Source organism: Mesorhizobium sp. M1273 (assembly GCF_040318195.1).
GTDB lineage: Bacteria > Pseudomonadota > Alphaproteobacteria > Rhizobiales > Rhizobiaceae > Mesorhizobium.
In genome coordinates this window covers 1-23,539 of sequence record NZ_JAMYLV010000038.1, presented here as the reverse complement: position 1 = coordinate 23,539, position 23,539 = coordinate 1, and the positions used below count along the sequence as shown (strand labels likewise).

Sequence of the window (23,539 nt, the reverse complement as noted above, 5' to 3'; positions counted from 1 at the left end):
CCCGCCCTGCTCAGCGATACGTGACGGCTTTGACCGCCTCGACGACCTCGCCGACATTGGGCAGCGCCAGCTTTTCGAGGTTCGCCGCATAGGGCATCGGCACGTCCTTGCCGGCAATTGTAATGACCGGTGCATCTAGGAAATCGAAGGCGCGCTGCGAGACCTGATTGGCGACATGGTCGCCGACCGAGTTCTGCGGAAAGCCTTCCTCGACCACTACCAGGCGATTGGTCTTTTTGACCGAGGCGATGATCGTGTCGAAGTCGAGCGGGCGGATTGTGCGCAAGTCGATTATCTCGGCATCGATGCCCATGCCGCGCAACTCCGCCTCGGCCTTGATCACGTAGGTCATGCCGATGCCGAACGAGACGATGGTCACGTCCTTGCCGGATTTGTGAATGCGCGCCTTGCCGATCGGCAGCACGAAATCGTCCATCTTCGGCACGTCGAAGGAGTGGCCGTAAAGGATTTCGTTCTCGAGGAAGATGACCGGGTTCGGGTCACGGATCGCCGCCTTGAGCAGACCCTTGGCGTCGGCGGCGGTATAGGGCATCACCACCTTCAACCCGGGAACATGGCTGTACCAGGCGGCATAGCATTGCGAATGCTGCGCGGCGACGCGGGCAGCCGCGCCGTTCGGGCCGCGAAAGACGATCGGGGCGCCCATCTGGCCGCCGGACATGTAGAGCGTCTTGGCGGCTGAATTGATGATCTGGTCGATCGCCTGCATGGCGAAGTTGAAGGTCATGAATTCGACGATCGGCTTCAGGCCGGCCATCGCCGCGCCAACACCAACGCCGGCAAAGCCGTGCTCGGTGATCGGCGTGTCGACTACGCGCCGCGGACCGAATTCCTGCAACAGGCCTTGTGTGATCTTGTAGGCGCCCTGGTACTCGGCGACTTCCTCGCCCATGACGAAGACGTCGCCGTCGCGGCGCATTTCCTCAGCCATTGCGTCGCGCAACGCTTCACGCACCGTGGTCGAGACCATTTCGGTGCCGGCCGGGATGTCCGGATCGGCGGCAATTTCCAGCCTGGGTGCGGCGGCAACAGGTGCTGCCGCTTCGCTCTTGGCCGGAGCAGCAACGGGGGGCGGAGCAGCCGCGGGCGCTGCCGCTTGCGACACGACAGCCTCCTCGCCAATGCCTTCGCCCGCCTCGTCGATGTCTTCGCCATCGACGGCCAGCACAGCGATCAGTGTGTTGACCTTGACGCCTTCGGTGCCGGCAGGAACCACGATCTTGGCAAGCGTGCCGTCGTCGACGGCTTCGACTTCCATCGTTGCCTTGTCGGTCTCGATTTCGGCAATGGCGTCACCGGCCGCGACCTTGTCGCCTTCTTTCTTCAACCACTTCGAAACATTACCCTCTTCCATGGTCGGCGAGAGGGCGGGCATGAGAATTTCGATCGGCATGTCCTTGCCCTCTCGTTAAAGTACGATGTCGGTCCAGAGCTCGGACGGATCTGGCTCCGCGTCGTTCTGGGCAAATTCTGCGGCGTCGGCGACAACGTCGCGAACTTCCTTGTCGATGGCCTTGAGTTCGTCCTCGCTTGCCCATTTCTTATCGAGCAGCCGCGCCTTGACCTGCTCGATCGGGTCACGTTCGGAACGCATTTTCTGCACTTCTTCCTTGGAGCGGTATTTTGCCGGATCCGACATCGAATGGCCGCGGTAACGATAGGTCTGCATTTCGAGAATGAGCGGCCCGTTGCCGGCGCGGCACCATTCGGCGGCGAGGTCGCCGGCTGCCTTTACAGCGCGCACATCCATGCCGTCGACCTGGATGCCTGGAATCTTGAAGGACGCGCCGCGGTGCGAGAAATCCGTCTCGGCCGACGAGCGCGAAACCGAGGTGCCCATGGCGTAGCGGTTGTTCTCGATGATGTAGATCACCGGAAGCTTCCACAGCGAGGCCATGTTGAAGCTTTCGTAGACCTGGCCCTGGTTCGCCGCGCCATCGCCGAAATAGGTCAGCGTCACATTGTTGTTGCCGCGATAGCGATTGGCAAAGGCAATGCCGGTGCCGAGCGACACTTGCGCGCCGACGATGCCGTGGCCGCCGTAAAAATGCTTCTCCTTGGAGAACATGTGCATGGAGCCGCCCTTGCCTCTCGACAGGCCGCTACGGCGCCCGGTCAGTTCGGCCATGACGCCGCGCGGTGACAACTCCATGGCCAGCATATGACCATGGTCGCGATAGGCGGTGATCATCTGGTCGCCGTCGATCAGCGCCATCTTCATGCCGGTAACGACCGCTTCCTGGCCGATGTAGAGGTGGCAGAAACCGCCGATGAAGCCCATGCCGTAAAGCTGGCCGGCCTTTTCCTCGAAGCGGCGGATGAGCAGCATGTGCCGGTAGGCGGCAAGCTCCTGGTCTTTGGTGAATTCAACAGGCTTCGGGGTGGAAAGGCCCGGCATCTTGCCGTCTGATTTGGATTTGGCAGGCGCTTTTCTGGCGGCGGTGGCCATGCATCACTCCCTGTTGGCGTCTCTTGGCGGACAGCGAGGGAGATCAGTTCTCCCACCGATTTGAGGCAGGCTAACATGCAGGGAAGGCTTTCGCCATGCCGAAAACGCATGGCTGTCATGCATCTAAGCAATTAAAATCATTGCAAATATCACCGATTAACTGAAATTCGGTTATCTTGCAACCGGCAGCATGATGGTGATCTCGTCCGCGTGGGACAGATTAAGCGCCTTGCGCGCCTGCTCGTCCAGCATGTCCTTCTCCAGGGTGCCCTCATGCATCAGCTGAACGCGGCGCTCGAGATCGATCCGGCGCGCCCTGACGGCATCGAGCCTGCCCTGCAATTCGGCAGTCTCAGCTTCGAGCTGATACTTGGAATAGATGCCGAACTCGCCATGATAGGCGTGGAAGCCGAAATAAGTCAGGAACACCACGCAGAGCGAGGGGATGATCAGCCGGCCGGTGTTTCTTTGCTTGTGCTGGCGTGTCCACATGGTCCGAATCCTCTACGCCGCCTTTGTCGCCCGATTGTGCTTAATGGACGGTTACAGCCTGTTGGATTCAGAGCCAGGAAGCAAAAAAGGGCGGGAATGTCCCCGCCCTCGCCGCCACGGATTTTCTCTCGAAATCAGCTTTTCACGATCGACTTGCCGGCATATCGCGCCTGCTTGCCGAGCTCCTCCTCAATGCGGATGAGCTGGTTGTACTTGGCCATGCGATCCGAGCGTGACAGCGAGCCCGTCTTGATCTGCCCGCAATTGGTGGCAACGGCGAGGTCGGCGATGGTCGAATCCTCGGTCTCGCCCGAGCGGTGCGACATCACCGCGGTATAGCCGGCCTTGTGCGCGGTCTCGACGGCGTCGAGCGTTTCGGTAAGCGAGCCGATCTGGTTGACCTTGACCAGGATCGAATTGGCGACACCCATGCGGATGCCGTCGCGCAGCCGCGCCGTGTTGGTGACGAACAGATCGTCGCCAACCAGCTGCGTTTGCTTGCCGATGAGATCGGTCAGTATTTTCCAACCGTCCCAGTCATCCTCCGCCAGGCCGTCCTCAATGGTGATGATCGGGTAGTCGGCAGCAAGTTTGGCCAGATATCTGGCCTGCACCTTCGGGTCGCGGGTTTTCCTCTCGCCTTCATAGACGTAGTTGCCATCCTTGAAGAATTCGGTCGCCGCGCAGTCGAGGCCTAGCGCAACCTCCTCGCCGGGCTTGAAGCCAGCCTGCTCGATCGATTCCATGATGAAGTCGAGCGCGGCCGGCGCGCTCTTCAGGTTGGGGGCAAAGCCGCCCTCGTCGCCGACATTGGTGTTATGGCCGGCGTCCTTCAGCTTCTTTCGCAGCGTATGAAAGATCTCCGAGCCCCAGCGCACGCCGTCGCGCAGCGTCGGCGCGCCGATCGGCAGGATCATGAATTCCTGGAAATCGATCGGGTTGTCGGCATGCGCGCCGCCATTGATGATGTTCATCATAGGCACCGGCAGCACATGGGCCTTGGTGCCGCCGACATAACGATAGAGCGGCAGGTCGGCGGCTTCGGCCGCAGCCTTGGCCACAGCCAGCGACACGCCGAGGATGGCATTGGCGCCGAGCCGGCTCTTATTGGGCGTACCATCGAGCTCGATCATGGTCTGGTCGATATGAATCTGATTCTCTGCCTCCATGCCGCCGATCGCCTCGAACAGCTCGCCGTTCACCGCCTCGACCGCAGTGAGCACGCCCTTGCCGAGATAGCGGGGGCCGCCATCGCGCAGTTCGACCGCCTCATGCGCGCCGGTCGAGGCGCCGGACGGCACCGCGGCGCGACCCATCGAGCCGTCTTCGAGCACGACGTCGACCTCGACGGTCGGATTTCCGCGGCTGTCCAGGATTTCACGCCCGACAATGTCGATGATGGCCGTCATTGCGATGTCCCCGATTGATCGATTGAAGCGTCGCGCACCTCTTAGCCAAAGCGCCGCAAAACGCAATCGGGGCACTTGCAAATATTGCCCGTGCGCTACGGATTCACGAAGCACGAAGCGCTGTCATCATTTGTCATACGCGGCATGCCGGTTTCTGGTTTATGGCTGTTGTCGCGCGGGGCGAAACAGGAGGAGTTTCGCCATGTCCCAGTTGAGCGGTATTGTGAGTTTGTTCCTGATCGCGGCTGCGTTCCTGACGTCGTGCGACAATCAGCAACCCCCGCAGGGATCGTCGCCTTTGCCGGCCCTGCAGATTGCGCAGTAGCATCCCGCCACATCGAAAGGCCCCCGATTTCCCGGGGGCCTTTTTGATTCCAGGAGACTTAGTCAGTGCCAGTAAGGTCAGTGCCAGTAAGGCTCGACCTTGTAGTAGTTGTATGAGGCATCACGCGCGGCCTCGCCGTCGGCGCCGGTCAACTCGTTGATCGAATAGGAAGGAGCGGTCATCAGCTGGTCTTTGGTGAACGGCACGACATAGCCGCCCTTGTTCTCGTCATAGTCAAGGCTCGCCCACGGAATGGCGTGGTATTTCTCGCCGATGCCGAGAAATCCACCAAAACCGATCACGGCAAACATGATTCCGTTCGACAGTTTGTCGAGCATGACGTCCTCGATGTCGCCGATATGAGTGCCTTCCGTATTGTAGACCGATGTGCCGATAACCCGCGAAGCGGCGATGGCTTCGGTGTGTCCCGTCTGGGTCGTCATGGTGTGCTCCTCGTCGTCGTTGACATTAGATTTTGACAATGAGGGCCGCGGGCTAAGGTTCCAGGCGGGTTCGAAATTCTTCAAAGTTTCCTGGCGGCGCTGCTGTGGCGCAACTGCTGGTTCAACCCACGCTTTTGGCAACGCGATCGAACGCCATCAGCCGTTCAAGCAATGCGGGAAGATCCTTTAGCGGCACCATGTTGGGACCGTCGGAAGGCGCGTTGTCGGGGTCCTGGTGCGTCTCGATGAAGACGCCGGCGACGCCAACCGCGACGGCCGCGCGCGCCAGCGTCTCGACAAAGCGCCGGTCGCCTCCAGACGAACCGCCCTGCCCACCCGGCTGCTGCACGGAATGGGTGGCATCGAAAATCACCGGCGCGCCGATCTCGGCCATGATCGGCAGCGCCCGCATGTCGGACACCAGGGTGTTGTAACCAAAGGATGCGCCGCGCTCGGTGACCAAGACATTGGCGTTGCCGGAGCCGATGATTTTGGCGACGACGTTCTTCATGTCCCACGGCGCGAGGAATTGCCCCTTCTTCACATTGACCACCTTGCCGGTTTTTGCCGCAGCAATCAGCAAATCGGTCTGGCGGCTGAGGAAGGCAGGAATCTGCAGGATATCGGCATGAGGCGCGACGATCGCGCATTGTTCCTCAGTGTGGACGTCGGTCAGGATCGGCAAGGCAAAATTCTTGCGCAAGTCGTCGAAGATCGGCATTGCCGCTTCAAGTCCCGCGCCGCGCGTGCCGCCAAGCGAGGTGCGATTGGCCTTGTCGTAGCTGGTCTTGTAGACGAGCCCAATGCCGAGCCTGTCGGTCAATTCCTTTAGCGCACCGGCCATGTCGAAAGCGTGCTGCCGCGATTCCAGCTGGCATGGACCAGCGATCAGCGATAGGGGCGCGCTGTTGCCGAAAATGACTTTGCCGACCGCAACGGAAGAGTTCGGCATCAGTGGATTGAGCTTGTTCATGCGATCTCCCGGAAAATGAAGGCTGCGCCCTGCCCTGGCGCCGGCGGCACGATGGTATCACCGCCGCGCATGTGGTGTTCCACAGAATTGGCTGCAAGCAGCTTGGCGACGGCATCGCCGTGCCTAATCGAAAAGACGATCCCAGCAAAGCGGAGTTCAGATGGTGCGCCGGCAGGAATGCCGAAGCGTGCCGAATAGGCTGCAGGATCCAGAACGGTCACGACGGCATTCGGCAGCTCATAGACAGTGCCGCCGCCCTGCGCCTCGATTCCGGCTGCGATCGAAATCAAACGGCCTTGTTCGAAAGGTTCGCCAGTGACTGCCACGACTTCGACAATGCCGGTTGCGCCATTAGCGTGGGCCTGCAACGCAGTGCGGTCGACGTTCGGCGCATTGATCCGCTCGCAGGCGAAGAGAAAAGCGTCCGCTGTCTTGCCTGTAGCCGCGAAGGCCAGTTTGAACGATGCGGTATCGCTCTTTCCCGCCGCATCGGTGAAGGCGCGCGAAAAGCTTAGCGCGTCTCCCGCCGACAGACCGGCTTCCATGTAGCGCGCGTGGTCCGCGGCGGCGCTTTCGGTGCCCAGCGCCACGGCAGAAAATCCTTCATCGCCGTTTTCTTCGCGATACGTGCGATCACGCACGACAAAGACATTGCGGTTCGCGATCGCCGTTGCCACGGCCTGCCGGTCAGCGACCGCGAGCGGCTCGAGATAGGTGCCGTCGGTGAGAAAGACACAGCAGTTTTGCGTTCCGAAAGGGTGGATACCTGTCGGCGCAACGGTAAAGCCGAGCAGGGCCAAGCGCGCCCGCGCAACATCGAGGCTTGCTGTCGGCAGCACCAGGTGATCGAGCGGATGAGGCCTTGCGGGGGTGTTTTCGGTCATGTCCCGCGCGATGTGCCTCATTCCTGAAAATGGTTCAAGGGCTTAGCCGGTGCCTCAGCGGCGATCGCAGGCCTCGGCCGCGAGGAGCCGACTTGCCGCCCGCAAAAATCATCCTAGCTCATTGCTATGGGAAGAGACCTTTTCATCGCCCTAGCCGTTATTGCGATAGCAGTTATCGCCGTGCTGATCTGGAACGCGCCAAAGCGGCCGGGCGTCGATCCGACCGAAACCTCCGCGGCTCAGACGGAGTGAAGCGGGCTACGGCGCGGAGCCCCTCCGCGACGTCAAATCTGCCTTGGGAGGCGGTCAACTTGCAACGATGTCGGCCGAATAGCGTAATTCGCGCAGAGGTTTGACCCGGCTGGTCGTCTCTGCATAGAGCGGATGCGCCTTGTAGGCGGCGAGCGCCGCTTCGTCCTCGAACTCGGCGTAGACGACCACATCGATCTCATCCGAGAGCGGGTCGACCTTGGTGTTGAGCGTTACCTCGAAATGACGCGAATGAGGTATCTTGCCAAGCGCCAGGAGGCCCGTGCGCACTGCCTCGACATCCGCTTTATGCCGTGCGCTGAAGAAAACGATATGCCGGATCAACCCAGCCTCCTCGACCGTTGGACCGGCGTTCTTTTGTGTCAGCGGCAGCGTGCCGTCAATCGGCAGGTTTGTCGCGTCTGCGAACCGTAGGTGCGAAGAGAAACTACACCATGCTCGTTACATAGTGCACGATGCGGGTCACCTCCCTGACCGTCCTGTCGAGGTAGCGGCCTTGGTTGTAAATGCCGTCCCAGATCAGGAAAAAGGTGACAGTCGTGATGACGATGACATAACGCATGACTAAAACTAGCGCATATGGACGGTTGCAACCATAGCGATTCCAACGCTGCTGGGGACCCTTCCCCGAATTTAATGGCCTTTGTGGTCTGTCTGCTGCGATGCTTGCTGGCCAGAATGGCGCTACCGCCACAGGGCGCCTTGGAAAGATAACCCCGCTCGGCTTCGACGACCGCTTCTCGCCTCGATCGACCGACTGCCACACCATTATTCCGGCGGGATTTCGACGGACGCGCTGGACCCGGTCATGCCGCCGTCAAGCGGCGTTTCGCACCACCTGCTTGAAGAGGCCCCCTGTCTCAAACGGATTGGCCGTATCGGGGCAGTATCTTAACGCTGAGACAGTTTCGAGCCGACGTTCAAATCCTCGCCTCAAAGAGTGATGCGGTATTTTGCAAAGCCCGCTTCGCCCTCGCCCGCCGGCTCGATCTTCAGCGACTTCACTTGCGCAATAAACTCCTTCGCCTTGGCGCCGGTCTCGAATACGACGCGGGTTCCCGGCAGTGGCGCAAACGACCAGTTGGCGTCCGCCGACGGGTTGATGGTGCCTTTGCTGACGATATAGCGCACGATCACATCGCGGTTGGTGTCGGGCGCTTCGTAGATGATCTTCGAGGCATTGATCTCCGGGAAATTGCCCCCGCCGCCGGCTCGGTAGTTGTTGGTGGCGACGACGAATTTCCGCTTGGGGTCAATCGGTTTGCCGTCGAACATCAAGTCAATGATGCGGGTCGAGCCAGCATTCACCAGCCCGCCCTTCGAATCATATTTCGGTGGCTGCGACAGATCGATCTTGTATGTGACGCCGTCGATCACGTCGAAATTATAGGATGGGAAGTCAGTGTTGATGAGCGCCTGGTCGGCTTTGCCCGGTTCGATCCGGTTGAAGATGCCGGCCGACATTTCCAGCCATTCCTTCACCTCTGCCCCGGTGATTTCAACGGCGCGCACCGTGTTTGGATAGAGGTAGAGATCGGCGACGTTCTTGATGGCGATATCGCCCACCGCCACGTCGGTGTAATAGTCGGCGCCGTTGCGCCCGCCGGCCTTGAACGGTGCCGCCGCCGACAACAGCGGCATATCCTTCCACTCTGTGTTCTTCAGGATGTCCTTCAAATACCAGGTCTGCGCCTGGCTGACGATCTGCACCGATGGATCATCGGCGACCAGCGCAAAATAGGAATAGAGCGGCGCCGAGGTTTTGCCGACCGGCCGGCGCACATAGGCAAGCGTCGCCTCGTGGTCCTGTTTGAGCGCGTCGATGATGCGCTGGTCGTCCGCGACGGTCGGCTTGTTCGTTTTGTCGACCCGCTCAAAGATCGGCCTGGCCTCAGAGGTCGCCGAGACGATTTTCCACGTCGATCCGTCGCGCTCCAGCAACAGATCGATCAGCCCCATGTGCGAGCCCCAGAAGCCGGCCATGACGGCGGGCTTGCCTTGCAACGTGCCTTTCGCCGTATCGACGGCTTCCAGCGACTGAAAGTCCTTCTTGCCGGGGAAGACCAGATGCTGGTGACCGGTGAACACCGCATCGATACCTTCGACACCGGCAACGAAGAAGGAGGCGTTCTCCATCATGTCACTTTGCTTCACGTCGATGCCGGAATGGGAGAGCGCAATGACGATGTCGGCGCCTTCTTCCTTCATTTGCGGCACCCACGCCTTGGCCGCCTCGACGATGTCGCGTGTTTTGACGCTGCCCTCGAGATTTTTCAGGTCCCAGACCATGATCTGCGGCGGCACGAAGCCGATGATGCCGATCCTGATCGGTTGCTCGGCGCCCGACCCGTCTTTGATCTTCCTGTCGAGGATGACGTAAGGCTTGAGATAAAGCCTGTCGTCGCGCGGGTTCGCGGCGAGCTCCGTGCCGCGGATCAAATTCGCGCAGACAAACGGGAAGTTGGCACCGGCCAGCACCTTGTCCATGAACGACAGGCCGTAGTTGAACTCGTGGTTGCCGAGGGTCGAGCATTCGTAGCCGAGCAGGTTCATGCCCTTCATGACCGGATGCAGATCGCCATCCTTCATCCCCCTCTCGTAGGCGATGTAGTCGCCCATCGGGTTGCCTTGCAGAAGGTCGCCATTATCGATCAGCATCGCGTTGGTTGCTTCCTTGCGCACGGCTTCAATCAACGATGCCGTTCGCGACAGCCCCATCGTGTCGTTAGCTTTGTCGGCGTAGTAGTCGTAAGGCAGCACATTCACGTGGATGTCGGTCGTCTCCATAATCCTCAGATGCGCCTGATTGGCTTGAGCCCGGGCGGAGAACGGGTGCAGCATGATCAGCGCTCCGCTGGCGGCGACGCCGGCGAGGAAATCGCGGCGTGAGACGAGGTGGCGCAATTGGGACATTCGTTTTCTCTTTCTTCCACGACGTGACAAGTCCTGCCCGAAGCAAAGCTTCGCGCCGAAATCCAGTCGAGTCCAGAAGCCGATTCCATCAAGAGGAGGTGACGCGCCGATAAATGTCCGGCAGCGAACAATCAGCCCTTGTCGTCGTCGCCCTGCGTGATCAGCCGCGCGCTGCGCTGACCGGTGAAGTAGATCCATAGCCAACTCAGGGAAACCGCAAGCCGGTTACGAAAGCCGATCAGGAAGTAGATATGCGCCAAGCCCCATAGCCACCAGGCAAGCCGGCCGGTAAGCTTGATCCAGCCGAAATCGATGGCCGCGGCGCGCTTGCCGATCGTCGCCAGGTCGCCGTCATGCCTGTAGCTGAAAGGACGCGGTGTCGTGTCACCGGTAAGCCTTGCCTTGATCGTCGCGGCGACATGCCGTCCCTGCTGCTTGGCGGCGGGCGCGACGCCCGGCACCAGCCGGCCATCCGGCCGCAGGACGTGCGCTGCGTCACCGATGACGAAAATCTCCGGGTTTCCCGGCACACTCAAGTCGGGCTCGACAAGCACCCTGCCCGCGCGGTCCGCTGCCGCGCCGAGCCATTCGGCGGCCGGCGAAGCGGCGACGCCCGCCGCCCACAGGATTGTCCTGGCCGGCAAATGTGTGTCGCCGAAGACGACACCCTCGGCATCGCAGCGCGTAACCGCCCGGCCGAGTTCGACGGTCACGCCGAGCCGTTCGAGCGCCTTCGTTGCATAATCGGAGAGTTCGGGAGCGAAATTGGTGAGGATGCGGTCACCGGCCTCAATCAGCACCACACGCGTCTGCCGCGTGTCGATGTTGCGGAACTCGCCGCGCAGCGTGTCGTGCGCCAGCTCGGCAATGGTGCCGGCCAGTTCCACGCCGGTCGGCCCGCCGCCGACGATCGCCAGGGTCAGCAATGCCTGGCGCTGGGCGGGATCGGTTTCCCGCTCGGCCTGCTCGAAAGCCAAAAGAATACGCCGTCGAATGGTGGTGGCGTCCTCCAGCGTCTTCAGGCCAGGGGCGAACGGTTCCCATTCGTCATGGCCGAAATAGGCGTGCCGCGCGCCGGTGGCCAGCACCAGCGTGTCGTAAGCGACCGTGCCGCCGTCCTGCAGCAGCACGCGCTTGCCGGTGCGGTCGATGCCGGTAACGGTGGCGAGCAGCGTCGTCACGTCCTTGCGCCTGCGCAGAAGATGGCGGATCGGCCAGGCGACTTCGGAGGTGGCCAGCGCCGTCGTCGCCACCTGGTAGAGCAGCGGCTGAAAAAGGTGATGATTGCGCCTGTCGATCATCGTGATGCGCACCGGCGAGCCGGCTAGTGCGCGGGTGAACTCGAGGCCGCCGAAACCGGCACCTACGACGACGACGTGATGGTTGGCTGTGTTCATCTCGCTCATCCCTCTCGCCAAGGCTGATGTAAGTATCGTTGTGCAGTGCAGCAATGCCTGCGCTGCAACTACCTGGGAGTCGTCGCTTGATGTCGTGAATACGCATGCTGCGGACTCGTTCCCGGATATAGCCTGCGTCCAGGATACTACTTGGTTGGAACTGTATATTGCAGGTGAAGCATGGCTAGCGATGAAGACGAAGGCTCAGCGCAGTACGCCTCGCCGCCTTGTTTTATGCACGAGCTCGATCCGGAGTTCCAAGCGCCGCTATCCGACTGGACCGACGTAAGGCGCTGGCGCAAGGCCGAGCGCGAGCGGTTGATCGCATCCCGCCTTGCCGTTTCAGCCGACACGCGCGCAGCTATGTCGCAGCGTATTGCCGAAGGGCTCGACGCGGTGATCGGCGACATCGCCGGCCGTTTGGTCAGCCTCTACTGGCCGTTTCGCGGCGAGCCGGACCTGCGCCCTTGGATGGAAACCGTTAACGCGCGAGGCGGGCGCACGGCGTTGCCCGTCGTCGTCGAGAAAGACCGGCCGCTTGTCTTTCGCGCCTATGCCCACGGAGACCGGCTGGAGAAGGGCGTCTGGAATATCCCGATACCGGCTGACGGTGATCCGGTGTTGCCCGACGTCGTCATTTCGCCGATCGTCGGCATCGATCCCGGGCAGTTCCGCTTGGGTTATGGCGGCGGCTTCTTCGATCGCACGCTTGCCGCGATGCCGTTCAAGCCGCTGGTCATCGGCGTCGGCTACGAGTTGCAGCGCATCACCACCATCTACCCGCAGCCGCACGATATTCCGATGGACCGTGTGGTGACTGAGGCATCCAAGGCCTAGGCGAGTTCGGGGCCTAGGCGAGTTCAGGCTTCATTCCCACGGCTGTGCGATCGACGATTTCGCGCAAGGCAAAGGACGAATTGATCTTCGTCACATGCGGCATTGCCGACAGCCACTCCTTGTGGATACGTTCGTAGTCGACGAGATCCTTTGCCGCTATGCGCAGGATGTAGTCATATTCGCCCGACATCAAATGGCAGGACAAGACGTTCGGGCAGCGCTTTATCGCTGCCTCGAAATCCGACAACGTCTTCTCGAATTGCCCGGACAGCGATATATGCACGATCGCCGTCATCTGGTGCCCAAGTGCAGCGTTGGACAGCCGGGCGTGATAGCCGCGGATGGTTCCGGATTTCTCCAGATTGTCCAGCCGCCGCGAGCAGGCCGACTGGGACAGGCCGACCTTCTCGGCGAGCGCTGCGTTGGGTATCCGCCCATCCTTCTGCAACGTCTCGAGAATGGCGATATCAATCCTGTCGAGCGGCATTTTTGCGGGTTCCTGCGACAATTCTAATGTTTCGCGCAACGATTATCGAACAGTGGCTTCTCAGGCAAGCGCATTCGCAAACACTTACCGAACGATTCGTGGTTCACTATCTCTAGACAGGGAACGAGCCCCAAAGGGCCGGATCAGGAGAAGAACGATGCGCATCGGCTGCCCCCGGGAAATCAAGAATCACGAATATCGCGTCGGCCTGACGCCGGGTTCGGTCCGCGAATATGTCGCGCATGGCCATGAAGTGCTGATCGAGACCGGCGCCGGCGCCGGCATCGGCGCCGACGACAACGCGTATCGTGCCGCCGGCGCCACGATCGCCAAGACGGCAGCCGACGTTTTTGCCAAGTCCGACATGATCGTGAAGGTCAAGGAGCCGCAGCCCAACGAATGGGTTCAGCTCCGCGACGGCCAGATCCTCTATACCTATCTGCATCTTGCCCCGGATCCGGAGCAGACCAAGGGCCTGCTGGCCTCCGGCGTGACCGCGATAGCCTACGAGACCGTCACCGACGAGCGCGGCGGTCTGCCGCTCTTGGCGCCGATGTCGGAAGTTGCCGGCCGCCTGTCGATCCAGGCGGGTGCAACGGCGCTGCAAAAGGCCAATGGCGGCCGCGGGGTGCTGCTTGGCGGCGTGCCCGGCGTGCTCCCCGGCAAGGTAACCGTGCTCGGCGGCGGCGTCGTCGGCCTGCATGCTGCACGGATGGCCGCCGGCCTTGGCGCCGACGTCACCATCATTGACCGCTCGATCCCGCGCCTGCGTCAGCTCGACGACATCTTTGGCGGCCGCGTCCACACCCGCTACTCGACCGTCGAGGCGCTGGAAGAAGAATGTTTTTCGGCTGACATCGTCGTCGGCGCCGTGCTGATCCCGGGGGCAGCAGCGCCCAAGCTGGTGACGCGCGAGATGCTGTCGGGCATGAAGAAAGGCGCCGTGCTGGTCGACGTCGCCATCGACCAGGGCGGCTGCTTCGAGACCTCGCACGCCACCACCCATGCCGAGCCGACCTATGAGGTCGACGGCGTCATCCACTATTGCGTCGCCAACATGCCGGGTGCGGTGCCGGTCACCTCGGCCCACGCGCTCAATAATGCGACGCTGCATTATGGCCTGCAGCTCGCCGACAAGGGCCTCAAGGCGCTGGTAGACGACCACCATCTGCGCAACGGGCTGAACGTCCACAAGGGCAAGATCACGAATCGCGCGGTGGCCGAAGCGCTCGGTTACGAGCTGGTCGAGCCGAAGGCCGTTCTCGCCGCCTGAGCTTCCGAATCTGCCTCTCCAGTGCCCGTCGGATTCGTCCGACGGGTTTTTCTTATGTCGAAAAACTGAAAAGTGTCGGGCGCGCAGAATAACCGGACAACAAAAAAGTGGAGCCAAAGCCCCGCTTCCTCGGTTGTCGAAAATTCCCGCCGGTTCATCCGCGGTCGGCAAATCGATCGACAGTCTCTTTCTACCGCTGGTATGCGACGGGAGTACGACAGCCAAGCCGGTGCAGCCTGTCCGGTTACGCGCGGTCGATCCGGCACTGATAGCAATTGTTGCGCGCCGAGCGGATGTGGACGTAAGCGATGTCGTCGCGTTCGAACAACGTCTCTGCCCGTGCGGCAATGGCGTCGGTCGGAATGACGCCGCCGCTGCCGTAAACGATGCGGTCGTCCTTGCCATAACCGCGCACAATGTAATCGCTGCTTTCGAGCATTTCGGGAAGCATTTTCCCCTCGGCGGCGCATTCGCATTCTTTCGCATGCAGAAAGATCGGCCCCGTTTCGGCATAAGGCTGCAGCTCCGGAAAAGGTCGATAGGCCAAAACAAGATAGGCTTCTCCCAAAGCAATATTTTTCAAGCAATGACGGCAAGGCACGCCGTCGCCATCCGAAATTTGCCGCTCTGGCTTCAAGCCATAAGCATCCGGCCCGCCGCGCTGAAGTGCCCGGACAGCATTGGTTGGCAAGGCTTTGAATTTTAGCGTCATGGCAAAATCTCCGGTGTCGTCGACCGGAAATTATGCTCGCAAGACAGCGTTTCCCACCCGATTCCTGCCGAAATGGATCAATCCATCAGCGCGTCGAGACCACGAACCAGACCTTTGATCTGCTGTACCCGTCTGATGGCGAGCAGCGTGCCCGCCACGTAAGGCGCCGCGGACGAGCCGGCGTCGTGGCGTATGGTCAGCCGCTCGTCTGGCAGACCGAACAGCGCCTCGCAGGACAGGATGTAGGACGGCAGGCGAAGCGCGTGCACTTGCACCCCCTCGCCTGCGCCGACCGCACCACCGCGTGTGGCCGGCACGCCGGAGACCTCGGAGACCGGCTTTGCCGTTGAGGCCTTGCGGATGTCGGCCAGCGCTTCAGCAAGCTCTCGTGCGGTTCCGGAGGGCGCGTCGGGCTTCTTTGCACTAGCATAATCGATGACCTCGACATCCGGCACGTATTTTGCCGCCATAAGTGCAAACCGCTTCATCAGCGTGGCGGTGATGGAAAAGTTGCCGGCGGCAACGACGCCGACGCCATTAGCGCGCGCCGCGGCGTCGATCTCGGCATAATCGGCAGCTCCCAGTCCCGACGTGCCGATCACCGTATGCCGTCCGTTGTCGATGGCGAGCAGCACATGGTCTTTCACGACATGCGGCTTGGTGAAGTCGACCAGCACGTCCGACGGCGCCTCCAGCGCCTCGGCCAGCGAGGCCGAAACGGCAATACCATTAGCCGGCATACCAACCAGCAGACCGGAATCCTGCCCCGCGCCGCTGCGTGATACAGCCCCGGCCAGCGCCATGTCGCCTTGCGCCCCGATCGCCGGAACCAGCGCTTTGCCGACCCAGCCGGTCGCGCCGGCCATTACCACGCGTATTGCCATCGTGCGATCCTCCATCACCCATCGGGTTTTTAGACGATAGCGATATGGAAAGAGCCAAGCTCATTCAAGTCGGGCTCGCCTTTGAGTGTTGATCCAGAGACTCTGGGACATTGCAAGACAAGCTGAAGCTCGGATGAACGGGCCTGAAAATCAGGGCCGCATGACGCTGGCCGCGCGCTCGGCAAAAGACATCGGATGTACGACCTCCTTTTTTTGCGCCACTGGCGTAAAGCCGAGTTTTTGATAGAGCGGCAGTGCTGCTGGGTGATCGAGGGTGCAGGTCTGCACCGTCACCCGCTTTGGCCCGTGCGACCATGCCGCGGCGATTGCCGCACCAAGGAACCAGCGGCCGATGCCTTGCCCGGTCGCGTGCTCCATCATTCCGAAATAAGCGAGTTCCACTTCCTCCGGCAAATGCGGCTTGAGGTCGAAGAAGCCGGCCGGCGCACCATCCAGATAAAGCACCCTGATGTCGCGGTCCTCGCGGTGGATGCCCGCCGCAAGCTCCTCGTCGCTCAGCCTCAGCACATTGACCCAGTGCCATTTGCGGCCCACCCGATCCATCAAATAGCGGTAGAAATGCAGCGGAATGTCTTTGGTCTTGAGCAGCGCGATCTGGCGGTTGTACGGCAGCGGCGGCGAATACGCAGGCGGCACATGCATTTCGAGAAACGTCACGGTGACGTCGATGTCTTCCAGCGATCCGTCTTCCATCCCCGTCAGTCCTTGCCCGTCACGACGGGCGTGTCGGAAAGCCCGCCCCATTCGGTCCATGAACCGTCATAAAGCCTGTTGTCGGCATGGCCAAGCGTCTCCAAAGCCAGCGTGACAGCTGCCGCGGTGACGCCCGACCCGCAGGAGGTGACGACCGGCTTCGACAGGTCGATGCCGGCTCCTTCGATCACTTTGCGCAGCCTGTCCTTCGGCAACAATTCGCCGTTTTCCGAAAGCGCCGAAAATGGCACGTTGTGCGCGCCCGGCATATGGCCGGAGCGGATGCCGGGGCGCGGCTCCGGCTCGGTGCCGGCAAAACGGCCAGGCGAGCGCGCGTCGGCGATCTGGCTCTCCCCCGTCTCGACGATCCGGCGCATGTCGGCAAGGCTGGCGACGCGGGCGGCATCGAAGTTGGCATAAAACACGCAAGGCGCGATCTTCGTCGGCTCCGCCGTCACCGGCCGTCCGGCGGCTTTCCAACGATCGAACCCGCCGTCGAGTATATAGACCTGGAACACGCCCATGACGCGAAACAACCACCAGGCGCGCGGTGCAGAAAAGAACCCTGGCCCGTCATAGACAACAATCGTGTCATCGGCCGAAATACCCATCGCGCCGACATATTGCGCGAAATGCTGCGGCGACGGCAGCGTGTGCGGCAGAGCCGCGTCGGGGTCCGAAACCGCATCCTGGTCGAGGAAGCGGGCGCCTGGAATATGCGCTACGTCGTACTCGGCGCGCGCGTCACGCTTTTGCGCCGGCAGATACCAGGACGCGTCGACAATCGTCAGGCCGGGTTCGCCGAGCCGCTTCTGTAACCAATCGGCATCGATGGTGAAAGGACTGTCGTCGGCCATCTTTTCTCTCCTGTCCCGCCCGTTGCAGTCCTATATCAGGCTGGCGGCATAGGACCAAAGCGAATGCGGAAGCGCCGGTTCTCGCGGCCCTTCTTCTCGATCTTGCCGATATGGATCTCGCCGATTTCGCTGGTGCTCTTTACATGGGTGCCGCCGCAAGGCTGGCTGTCGATCGAGGCGTTCTCGCCGATGCAGACCAATCGGATCCTTCCCGTGCCGGCCGGGGGCCGCACATTCTTGGATTTCACCAAGCCCGGATTGGATGCCAGTTCCTCGTCGGAAATGAGCCGGGTGAAGATCGGGTGGTCGGCTCGCACCAGTTCCATCAGTCTGGCCGTCACGTCTTCCTTGGTAAAGCCGGCATCCGGGATGTCGAAATCGATACGGCTGTCGTCCTCGGAAACCGCGGCGCCGGTGATCGGGAACGGACAGACGACGGTAAGCAGGTGGCAGGCAGAATGCATGCGCATCAGCAACTGCCGCCGCGGCCAGTCGATGGCGAGCCTCATGCGCTCGCCCACCTTTGGAACTGCCTGCTCCGGCGCCGGCACATGGATGATCTCGTCCTTGGTTTCGCCGGTGATCGTAGCGGCAATCGCTATGCCGGTGCCGTCGGCGCGTTCGAGGCTGCCGGTGTCGCCCGGCTGCCCGCCCGATGTGGCGTAAAACACCGTCCGGTCCAGAATGATGCCGCCGCGATCATTGACTGCGACGACGGTGGCGTCGGCCGTCCCCAGATAGGCGTCGTCACGAAACAGCGCTTCGGTCTTGTGCGCCATCACGCAACCCTTTCGAACGGTACTGAAATCGTGCTCTGTTGCTCCATCCACCCCGGCACCGGCAGCTTCTTTTCGCGCAGGAATTCAGGATTGAACAGCTTCGACTGGTAGCGCGTGCCGTAGTCGCAAAGCATGGTCACGATAGTGTGGCCGGGGCCTAGCTCGCGCGCCAGGCGAATGGCGCCGGCAATGTTGATGCCCGTCGAACCGCCAACGCAAAGCCCCTCCTCCTGGATCAGGTCGAATACGATCGGCAGCGCGTCCTCGTCGGGGATCTGGAAGGCAAAATCGGGTGTAAAGCCTTGGAGGTTGGCGGTGATCCGCCCCTGCCCGATGCCTTCGGTGATCGAACTGCCCTCGGATTTCAGCTCGCCGCTGGTGTAGAAGGAATAGAGCGCTGCCCCCAGCGGATCGGCCAGCGCGATCTTGACCTGGTTGTTTTTGGCCTTCAGCCCGAAACCGACGCCTGCCAGAGTGCCGCCGGAACCGACCGCCGACACGAAACCATCCACCTTGCCGTCGGTCTGGTTCCAGATTTCTTCGGCCGTGGTGCGGATATGGCCGTCACGGTTGGCGACATTGTCGAACTGGTTGGCCCAGATCGCGCCGTTCGGCTCGCTCTTGGCCATCTGCTCGGCCAGCCGGCCCGACAGCTTCACGTAGTTGTTCGGGTTCTTGTAAGGCACGGCCGGCACTTCGATCAACTCGGCGCCGAGCAGTTTGATGGTATCCTTCTTCTCCTGGCTCTGGGTGTCGGGAATGACGATCACCGTGCGGTAGCCGAGCGCCTTGGCAACCAGTGTCAATCCGATGCCGGTATTTCCGGCCGTCCCCTCGACGATGACTCCGCCGGGCCGCAGCAGCCTGCGCTGCTCCGCGTCGCGGATGATAAACAGGCCGGCGCGGTCCTTTACCGACTGCCCGGGATTCATGAATTCGGCCTTGCCCAGGATCTCGCAGCCGGTTGCTTCCGAGGCCTTGTTGAGGCGGATCAGGGGCGTGTTGCCGATCACGTCGATCACAGAACGGGGCATGGAGATTCCTTTGTGGGTGCGGCGAAACCCTAGAAACCCGAAGCTTCGGTTTCAAGGCAAGAATTTGCCTGGTCCAGTCGCATTTCGCACACTGCAATTGCTGCAGCCAGGAGCGCCCGATCGGTATTCATTTCAACCATGTACCGAAAAGCACTCTTTTCATTCGATTTCTTCACCGGTAGAGCACAGGCTAAGAAGAGCCGGCGGGGCGCAACATGACACTCTATCGGGCCAATCCGAAGCATGGCGTCGCCTGGATTACGGGCGGCAGCAGCGGTATCGGCCGTTCGCTGGCCAAGGATCTTGCCGCTCGGGGCTATGTCGTCGCGGTGACTGCGCCAGATGACCATCCGATCGATACGCTCATCGTCGAAACGGCGCAGATGGCGGGCCGTGTCGCAGCCTTTCCCTGCGACGTGACCGACGAAAAACGCATGGCAAAGACGGTTGCGGCGATCGAGAAAGATCTCGGTCCGATCGTGTTGGCAGTGTTCAACGCGGGAAGCTATATCGCAACGCCGGGCGAGGATCTTGTGGCGCGCAATTTTCGTCGGTCTTTCGAAGTCAATTATTTCGGCATCATCAACGGCCTGCTGCCGGTCATCGAACGCATGCGCGTGCGCTCGCGCGGCCACGTCGTGCTGATCGGTTCGGTCACCGCCTATTTCGGCTGGCCCACCACCGCCGCCTATGGCGGCACCAAGGCGGCCGTCAATATCCTGGCCGAGTCGCTGAAATACGATTTTGACAAGATGAACGTCCGCATCCAGGTGATTAATCCGGGCTTTGTCGACACGCGGCTGACCGAAAAGAACTTCCTGCCGATGCCGGGCTTGATGCCTGTCAATCTGGCCTCGCGCCGCATCGCGCAAGGCATCGAATACGGCGGCTTCGAAGTCACTTTCCCACGCCGCCTGAGTTGGACGCTGAAGCTGCTCAGGATGCTGCCGAGGCCGTTCTGCCGATGGGTGATCAGCACGGTCACCCGCTGGAATGCGCGGCCGCTGAATTTCGACCGCAAGCCGCCAGTCGAGTAGGATCGGTGATGGGCGAGCGATCGTGTTTGCGGGTCGCTGGGGCGCTGGACATGAATTGGTGCCGGTCGACGATACCGGCGACCCGGACAACCACGTCATTGCCGGCGACGCGCTGTCGCCATCGACCACGGCTTTCCTCGCGCAGCGGATCCTCGTGTGGGTCGAGGCGGTGGTAAAGTGAACCAAAGGCCCCAAGCAAGAGGGCGACCGAAGCATCGCTCCGGTCGCCCTCTTCAATCGTATTCTACCAAGCCACGCTTGGCCGACCGCAACACGGTCAGATTATGCGGCCCGCGCTGCTGGCCGCTTACCGCCGAAGCGGCGCTTGTTATTGCCCTTGAAGGGCTTGGCGCCTTCCGGCTTGCGCTCGCCCGCAAAGGCCGGCTTGTCGCCGAACCGCTTCTTGCCGAAGCCGTTGTTTGCGCCGCCGGGCCGCCTGCCGTCGCGACGGCCATTGTGGTCGTTGCGATCATTGGCCGGTTCGAAGCTGCGCTCGTGCTTCTCGGCGGGATTGCGCTGCGGATCGGGGCTGCCGAGATGGTCGGCAACGATCGGCAGCTTGGTGCGGATGATGCGCTCGACCTGACGCAGCTTGCTGTTTTCAGACGGGTCGCAGAGTGTGATGGCGATGCCGTCCATGCCGTTGCGGCCGGTGCGGCCGATGCGGTGGACATAGCTCTCCGCCTCGTCCGGCAGGTCGAAATTCACCACATGGCTGATGCCGGGCACGTCGATGCCGCGTGCCGCAATGTCGGTCGCCACGAGAATGCGCACCGAACCCTCACGGAAATCGTTGAGTGCCTTCTGACGGGCATTCTGCGACTTGTTGCCGTGGATGACGGCGGCCTTGAAGCCGTCGCGCTCGAGATCCTTGGTCACCCTGTCGGCGCCATGCTTGGTGCGCGAGAAGATGATGACGGACTTCATCGCCTCATCGGCAAGCATGTTGGCCAGCACCTGGCGCTTCTGCTTGGTGCGGGCAAAGACGACGCCCTGCACGATCTCGGCGGCCGCGGTGCTGTGAGGAGCGACTTCGACGCGAATCGGGTTCTTCAGCAGGCCTTTCGCCAGTTCGGCGATTTCGGCCGGCATGGTCGCCGAGAACAGCACCGTCTGACGGTCCGGCGCCGTCGCCTTTGCGATGCGCTTCACGTCGTTGATGAAGCCCATGTCGAGCATGCGGTCGCCTTCGTCGAGCACCAGCCATTTGGTGTCGGCAAGCATCAGGTCGCCTTCACGCACAAGGTCGGTCAGCCGACCGGGCGTTGCGATCAGGATGTCGACGCCGGGCGCAACCTTCTTCACCTGGCTGAAGCGCGAGACGCCGCCCAGCACGAGCGCGGTCGAGACATGCGCGCCCTTGGCGAGCAGCTTGATCATCTCCTCGATCTGCACCGCGAGTTCACGTGTCGGCGCCAGGATCAGCGCTCGGGCCGTCTTCGGCCGGCGCTTGGTACCAAGTGCGATGATCTTCGACAGGATCGGCAGCGCGAACGCCGCCGTCTTGCCCGAGCCGGTCTGGGCGATGCCGAAAATGTCGCGGCCTTCGAGCTGCGGCGGGATCGCCTGGGCCTGGATCGGCTTCGGATCGGTAAAGCCGGCGGCATTGGTGGCCTTGAGCAGTGCGCCGGTGATTCCAAGTGCGGCGAAACCGTTCAGTTCCGCAGTGTCCTTACCGGTCAAAGTGTTTTCATTGGTCAAAATATTCTTCTTTCATGCGGCTCCTGGCCGCAAACATCGATGGCGGCAGGGCGCAACCTGCCGTCGAAAATTGTCATGAAACGACAAGGCGGGCGGACGTCATCGTCCGCACGGCTGCGCTGTCGTGCCCGCAGGCTTCATGCCACGGGGCTTTTTCGCCACCTTGCCGATATGTCGGGAAGAGGGAAAACAGACGCAACCAGTCTCATTCATCGAGAAGGCCGGAGTGTCCCGGCCCAAGCGCCTATGCCGCCGCATATGGCCCAGTTCGCATCGAAATGCAAGGGGCCTGATGTTGCAGCGCAGCAAAAGCCATGAGGAAGCGGCGCTTGCGCTCTCTCGCGGGCATGATTACCACAATGCAGCTTTCCGTTTCGGGGACCGGTCATGAAGGACGTGCTGAAGGAACTAGAGCGCCGCCGCGAGATCGCCCGCATGGGCGGCGGCCAGGCCCGCATCGACGCCCAGCACAAGAAGGGCAAGCTGACCGCCCGCGAACGCATAGACGTCTTTCTCGACGAGGGCTCGTTCGAGGAGTTCGACATGTATGTCGAGCACCGCTCGACCGATTTCGGCATGGAGAAAACCAGGATCGCCGGCGACGGCGTCGTTACCGGCTGGGGCACCGTCAACGGTCGCCCGGTCTATCTTTTCGCCAAGGATTTCACCGTGTTCGGCGGCTCGCTGTCCGAGGCCCATGCCGAAAAGGTGGTCAAGGTCCAGGAGATGGCGCTGCGCAACCGCGCGCCGATCATCGGCCTTTACGACGCCGGCGGCGCCCGCATCCAGGAAGGCGTGGCGGCGCTCGGCGGCTATGCCGAGATCTTCCAGCGCAATGTACTGGCCTCCGGCGTCATCCCGCAGATCTCACTGATCATGGGCCCTTGCGCCGGCGGCGACGTCTATTCGCCGGCGATGACCGACTTCATCTTCATGGTCCGCGACACCTCCTACATGTTCGTCACCGGGCCGGATGTAGTGAAGACCGTCACCAACGAGACGGTCACCGCCGAAAGCCTCGGCGGCGCTTCCGTCCACACAACGAAGTCCTCAATCGCCGACGGAGCCTACGACAATGACGTCGAGGCGCTGCTGCAGATGCGCCGGCTGGTCGATCTGCTGCCCGCATCCAACACGGCGGAAATTCCCGAGATCGAATGTTACCAATCGGTCACCGATCACGATCTGTCGCTCGACCGGCTGATCCCCGACAACGCCAACAAACCCTACGACATCAAAGAGTTGATCCTTAAAGTTGCCGACGAGGGTGACTTCTTCGAGATCCAGCAGAATTTTGCGAAAAACATCGTCACCGGCTTCGGCCGTATCGAGGGCCGCAGCGTCGGCTTCGTCGCCAACCAGCCGATGGTGCTGGCCGGCGTGCTCGATTCGGATGCCAGCCGCAAGGCGGCTCGTTTCGTGCGATTCTGCGACTGCTTCTCGATCCCGATCGTCACCTTCGTCGACGTGGGGGGGGGGGGGGGGCGGCGCCCCCCCGGCAAAGGGGAAGGGGGCGGCCGCAGGGGCCGTGTGGGCCCCCCCCCCCCCCCCCCCCCCCGCCCGCGCCCCCACCCCCCCCCCCCGCCCCCCCCCCCCCCCCCCCCCCCCCTCCCCCCCCCCGCCCACCCCCCCCCCCCCCCCCCCAACC

Annotated in this window: 24 protein-coding genes and 1 pseudogene; 6 read left to right on the top strand and 19 right to left on the bottom strand. The window is 61.8% G+C overall.

Going from position 1 to position 23,539, the window contains the following annotated elements; genetic code table 11:
- Window positions 1-10 precede the first annotated feature (10 nt).
- From NKH30_RS27880 to eno, 4 genes are all read right to left on the bottom strand, one after another.
- Window positions 11-1,414: a pyruvate dehydrogenase complex E1 component subunit beta gene (locus NKH30_RS27880; protein WP_352542001.1), complete on the bottom strand. Its 1,404-nt coding sequence runs from the start codon at window positions 1,412-1,414 to the stop codon at window positions 11-13.
- Window positions 1,415-1,429: 15 nt separating this feature from the next.
- Window positions 1,430-2,470: a pyruvate dehydrogenase (acetyl-transferring) E1 component subunit alpha gene (gene pdhA / locus NKH30_RS27875; protein ID WP_502900026.1), complete on the bottom strand. Its 1,041-nt coding sequence runs from the start codon at window positions 2,468-2,470 to the stop codon at window positions 1,430-1,432.
- 171 nt (window positions 2,471-2,641) lie between these two features.
- Complete coding sequence (locus NKH30_RS27870) at window positions 2,642-2,962, bottom strand: FtsB family cell division protein (RefSeq protein ID WP_023675088.1); 321 nt, start codon at window positions 2,960-2,962, stop codon at window positions 2,642-2,644.
- Between the two features lie 134 nt (window positions 2,963-3,096).
- Window positions 3,097-4,371 (bottom strand): phosphopyruvate hydratase, encoded by a 1,275-nt coding sequence (eno, locus tag NKH30_RS27865; RefSeq protein WP_352471834.1) that lies wholly within the window; start codon window positions 4,369-4,371, stop codon window positions 3,097-3,099.
- A 202-nt stretch (window positions 4,372-4,573) separates the two neighbouring features.
- Between eno and NKH30_RS27860 the strand changes: the two genes are divergently transcribed.
- Window positions 4,574-4,696: a hypothetical protein gene (locus NKH30_RS27860; RefSeq protein ID WP_084642452.1), complete on the top strand. Its 123-nt coding sequence runs from the start codon at window positions 4,574-4,576 to the stop codon at window positions 4,694-4,696.
- Between the two features lie 77 nt (window positions 4,697-4,773).
- Here NKH30_RS27860 and NKH30_RS27855 read toward each other — a convergent pair whose 3' ends face one another.
- The 7 genes from NKH30_RS27855 to NKH30_RS27825 all read right to left on the bottom strand — a co-directional run bounded on the left by NKH30_RS27855 (window position 4,774) and on the right by NKH30_RS27825 (window position 11,576).
- Window positions 4,774-5,139, bottom strand: a complete 366-nt coding sequence (locus tag NKH30_RS27855; RefSeq protein WP_352997568.1) for a PRC-barrel domain-containing protein — start codon at window positions 5,137-5,139, stop codon at window positions 4,774-4,776.
- A 121-nt stretch (window positions 5,140-5,260) separates the two neighbouring features.
- On the bottom strand, window positions 5,261-6,112 hold the full coding sequence (gene kdsA / locus NKH30_RS27850; RefSeq protein ID WP_352997567.1) for a 3-deoxy-8-phosphooctulonate synthase: 852 nt from the start codon (window positions 6,110-6,112) through the stop codon (window positions 5,261-5,263).
- The gene (locus NKH30_RS27845; RefSeq protein ID WP_352541999.1) at window positions 6,109-6,996 is read right to left on the bottom strand and encodes a VOC family protein; all 888 of its coding nucleotides are present in this window, start codon (window positions 6,994-6,996) and stop codon (window positions 6,109-6,111) included. The genes kdsA and NKH30_RS27845 overlap by 4 nt, the downstream gene beginning before the upstream one ends.
- A gap of 306 nt (window positions 6,997-7,302) precedes the next feature.
- Window positions 7,303-7,590, bottom strand: coding sequence for a Dabb family protein (locus NKH30_RS27840; protein WP_254817185.1), 288 nt, complete (start codon window positions 7,588-7,590; stop codon window positions 7,303-7,305).
- Between the two features lie 103 nt (window positions 7,591-7,693).
- Entirely contained in the window at window positions 7,694-7,828 is a 135-nt protein-coding gene (locus NKH30_RS27835; protein WP_292655342.1) for a hypothetical protein, read from the bottom strand.
- Window positions 7,829-8,199: 371 nt separating this feature from the next.
- Window positions 8,200-10,179, bottom strand: a complete 1,980-nt coding sequence (locus NKH30_RS27830) for a bifunctional 2',3'-cyclic-nucleotide 2'-phosphodiesterase/3'-nucleotidase (protein WP_352471831.1) — start codon at window positions 10,177-10,179, stop codon at window positions 8,200-8,202.
- A gap of 131 nt (window positions 10,180-10,310) precedes the next feature.
- Window positions 10,311-11,576, bottom strand: a complete 1,266-nt coding sequence (locus NKH30_RS27825; protein WP_352613578.1) for an NAD(P)/FAD-dependent oxidoreductase — start codon at window positions 11,574-11,576, stop codon at window positions 10,311-10,313.
- A 180-nt stretch (window positions 11,577-11,756) separates the two neighbouring features.
- Here NKH30_RS27825 and NKH30_RS27820 point away from each other — a divergent pair, with 180 nt between their 5' ends.
- On the top strand, window positions 11,757-12,413 hold the full coding sequence (locus NKH30_RS27820) for a 5-formyltetrahydrofolate cyclo-ligase (RefSeq protein ID WP_352471829.1): 657 nt from the start codon (window positions 11,757-11,759) through the stop codon (window positions 12,411-12,413).
- 13 nt (window positions 12,414-12,426) lie between these two features.
- Here NKH30_RS27820 and NKH30_RS27815 read toward each other — a convergent pair whose 3' ends face one another.
- Window positions 12,427-12,900, bottom strand: a complete 474-nt coding sequence (locus NKH30_RS27815) for an Lrp/AsnC family transcriptional regulator (RefSeq protein ID WP_023675099.1) — start codon at window positions 12,898-12,900, stop codon at window positions 12,427-12,429.
- A gap of 157 nt (window positions 12,901-13,057) precedes the next feature.
- Between NKH30_RS27815 and ald the strand changes: the two genes are divergently transcribed.
- Window positions 13,058-14,173, top strand: a complete 1,116-nt coding sequence (gene ald / locus NKH30_RS27810; RefSeq protein WP_352502940.1) for an alanine dehydrogenase — start codon at window positions 13,058-13,060, stop codon at window positions 14,171-14,173.
- Window positions 14,174-14,417: 244 nt separating this feature from the next.
- On the opposite strand, the gene NKH30_RS27805 is transcribed toward ald, so the two are convergent.
- The 6 genes from NKH30_RS27805 to NKH30_RS27780 form a co-directional block, all read right to left on the bottom strand.
- Window positions 14,418-14,885 carry a DUF1203 domain-containing protein gene (locus NKH30_RS27805; protein ID WP_352997566.1) on the bottom strand — a complete coding sequence of 156 codons (468 nt, stop codon included), beginning with the start codon at window positions 14,883-14,885 and terminating at the stop codon, window positions 14,418-14,420.
- 77 nt (window positions 14,886-14,962) lie between these two features.
- A complete protein-coding gene (gene dapB / locus NKH30_RS27800) occupies window positions 14,963-15,769 on the bottom strand; it encodes a 4-hydroxy-tetrahydrodipicolinate reductase (protein ID WP_352448952.1) in 807 nt (268 codons plus the stop codon).
- Between the two features lie 150 nt (window positions 15,770-15,919).
- Entirely contained in the window at window positions 15,920-16,483 is a 564-nt protein-coding gene (locus NKH30_RS27795; protein WP_352448953.1) for a GNAT family N-acetyltransferase, read from the bottom strand.
- Between the two features lie 5 nt (window positions 16,484-16,488).
- Entirely contained in the window at window positions 16,489-17,340 is an 852-nt protein-coding gene (gene sseA / locus NKH30_RS27790) for a 3-mercaptopyruvate sulfurtransferase (RefSeq protein WP_023675104.1), read from the bottom strand.
- A gap of 35 nt (window positions 17,341-17,375) precedes the next feature.
- Window positions 17,376-18,119 carry an alanyl-tRNA editing protein gene (locus NKH30_RS27785; protein ID WP_023675105.1) on the bottom strand — a complete coding sequence of 248 codons (744 nt, stop codon included), beginning with the start codon at window positions 18,117-18,119 and terminating at the stop codon, window positions 17,376-17,378.
- Entirely contained in the window at window positions 18,119-19,153 is a 1,035-nt protein-coding gene (locus NKH30_RS27780) for a cysteine synthase A (RefSeq protein ID WP_352457507.1), read from the bottom strand. Before NKH30_RS27780 ends, NKH30_RS27785 begins: the two co-directional genes overlap by 1 nt.
- Before the next feature lie 215 nt (window positions 19,154-19,368).
- Here NKH30_RS27780 and NKH30_RS27775 point away from each other — a divergent pair, with 215 nt between their 5' ends.
- Together NKH30_RS27775 and NKH30_RS27770 are read left to right on the top strand one after the other, a co-directional pair.
- Window positions 19,369-20,190, top strand: a complete 822-nt coding sequence (locus tag NKH30_RS27775) for an SDR family oxidoreductase (RefSeq protein ID WP_352502944.1) — start codon at window positions 19,369-19,371, stop codon at window positions 20,188-20,190.
- Window positions 20,191-20,218: 28 nt separating this feature from the next.
- Window positions 20,219-20,371, top strand: a pseudogene (locus NKH30_RS27770) (alpha/beta hydrolase); the annotation flags it as partial.
- Window positions 20,372-20,472: 101 nt separating this feature from the next.
- On the opposite strand, the gene NKH30_RS27765 reads toward NKH30_RS27770, so the two are convergent.
- Window positions 20,473-21,891 carry a DEAD/DEAH box helicase gene (locus NKH30_RS27765; RefSeq protein WP_352997565.1) on the bottom strand — a complete coding sequence of 473 codons (1,419 nt, stop codon included), beginning with the start codon at window positions 21,889-21,891 and terminating at the stop codon, window positions 20,473-20,475.
- A gap of 387 nt (window positions 21,892-22,278) precedes the next feature.
- Between NKH30_RS27765 and NKH30_RS27760 the strand changes: the two genes are divergently transcribed.
- Window positions 22,279-23,539 (top strand): acyl-CoA carboxylase subunit beta (locus NKH30_RS27760; RefSeq protein ID WP_352997564.1); only part of this gene is annotated, 1,261 nt, incomplete at its 3' end.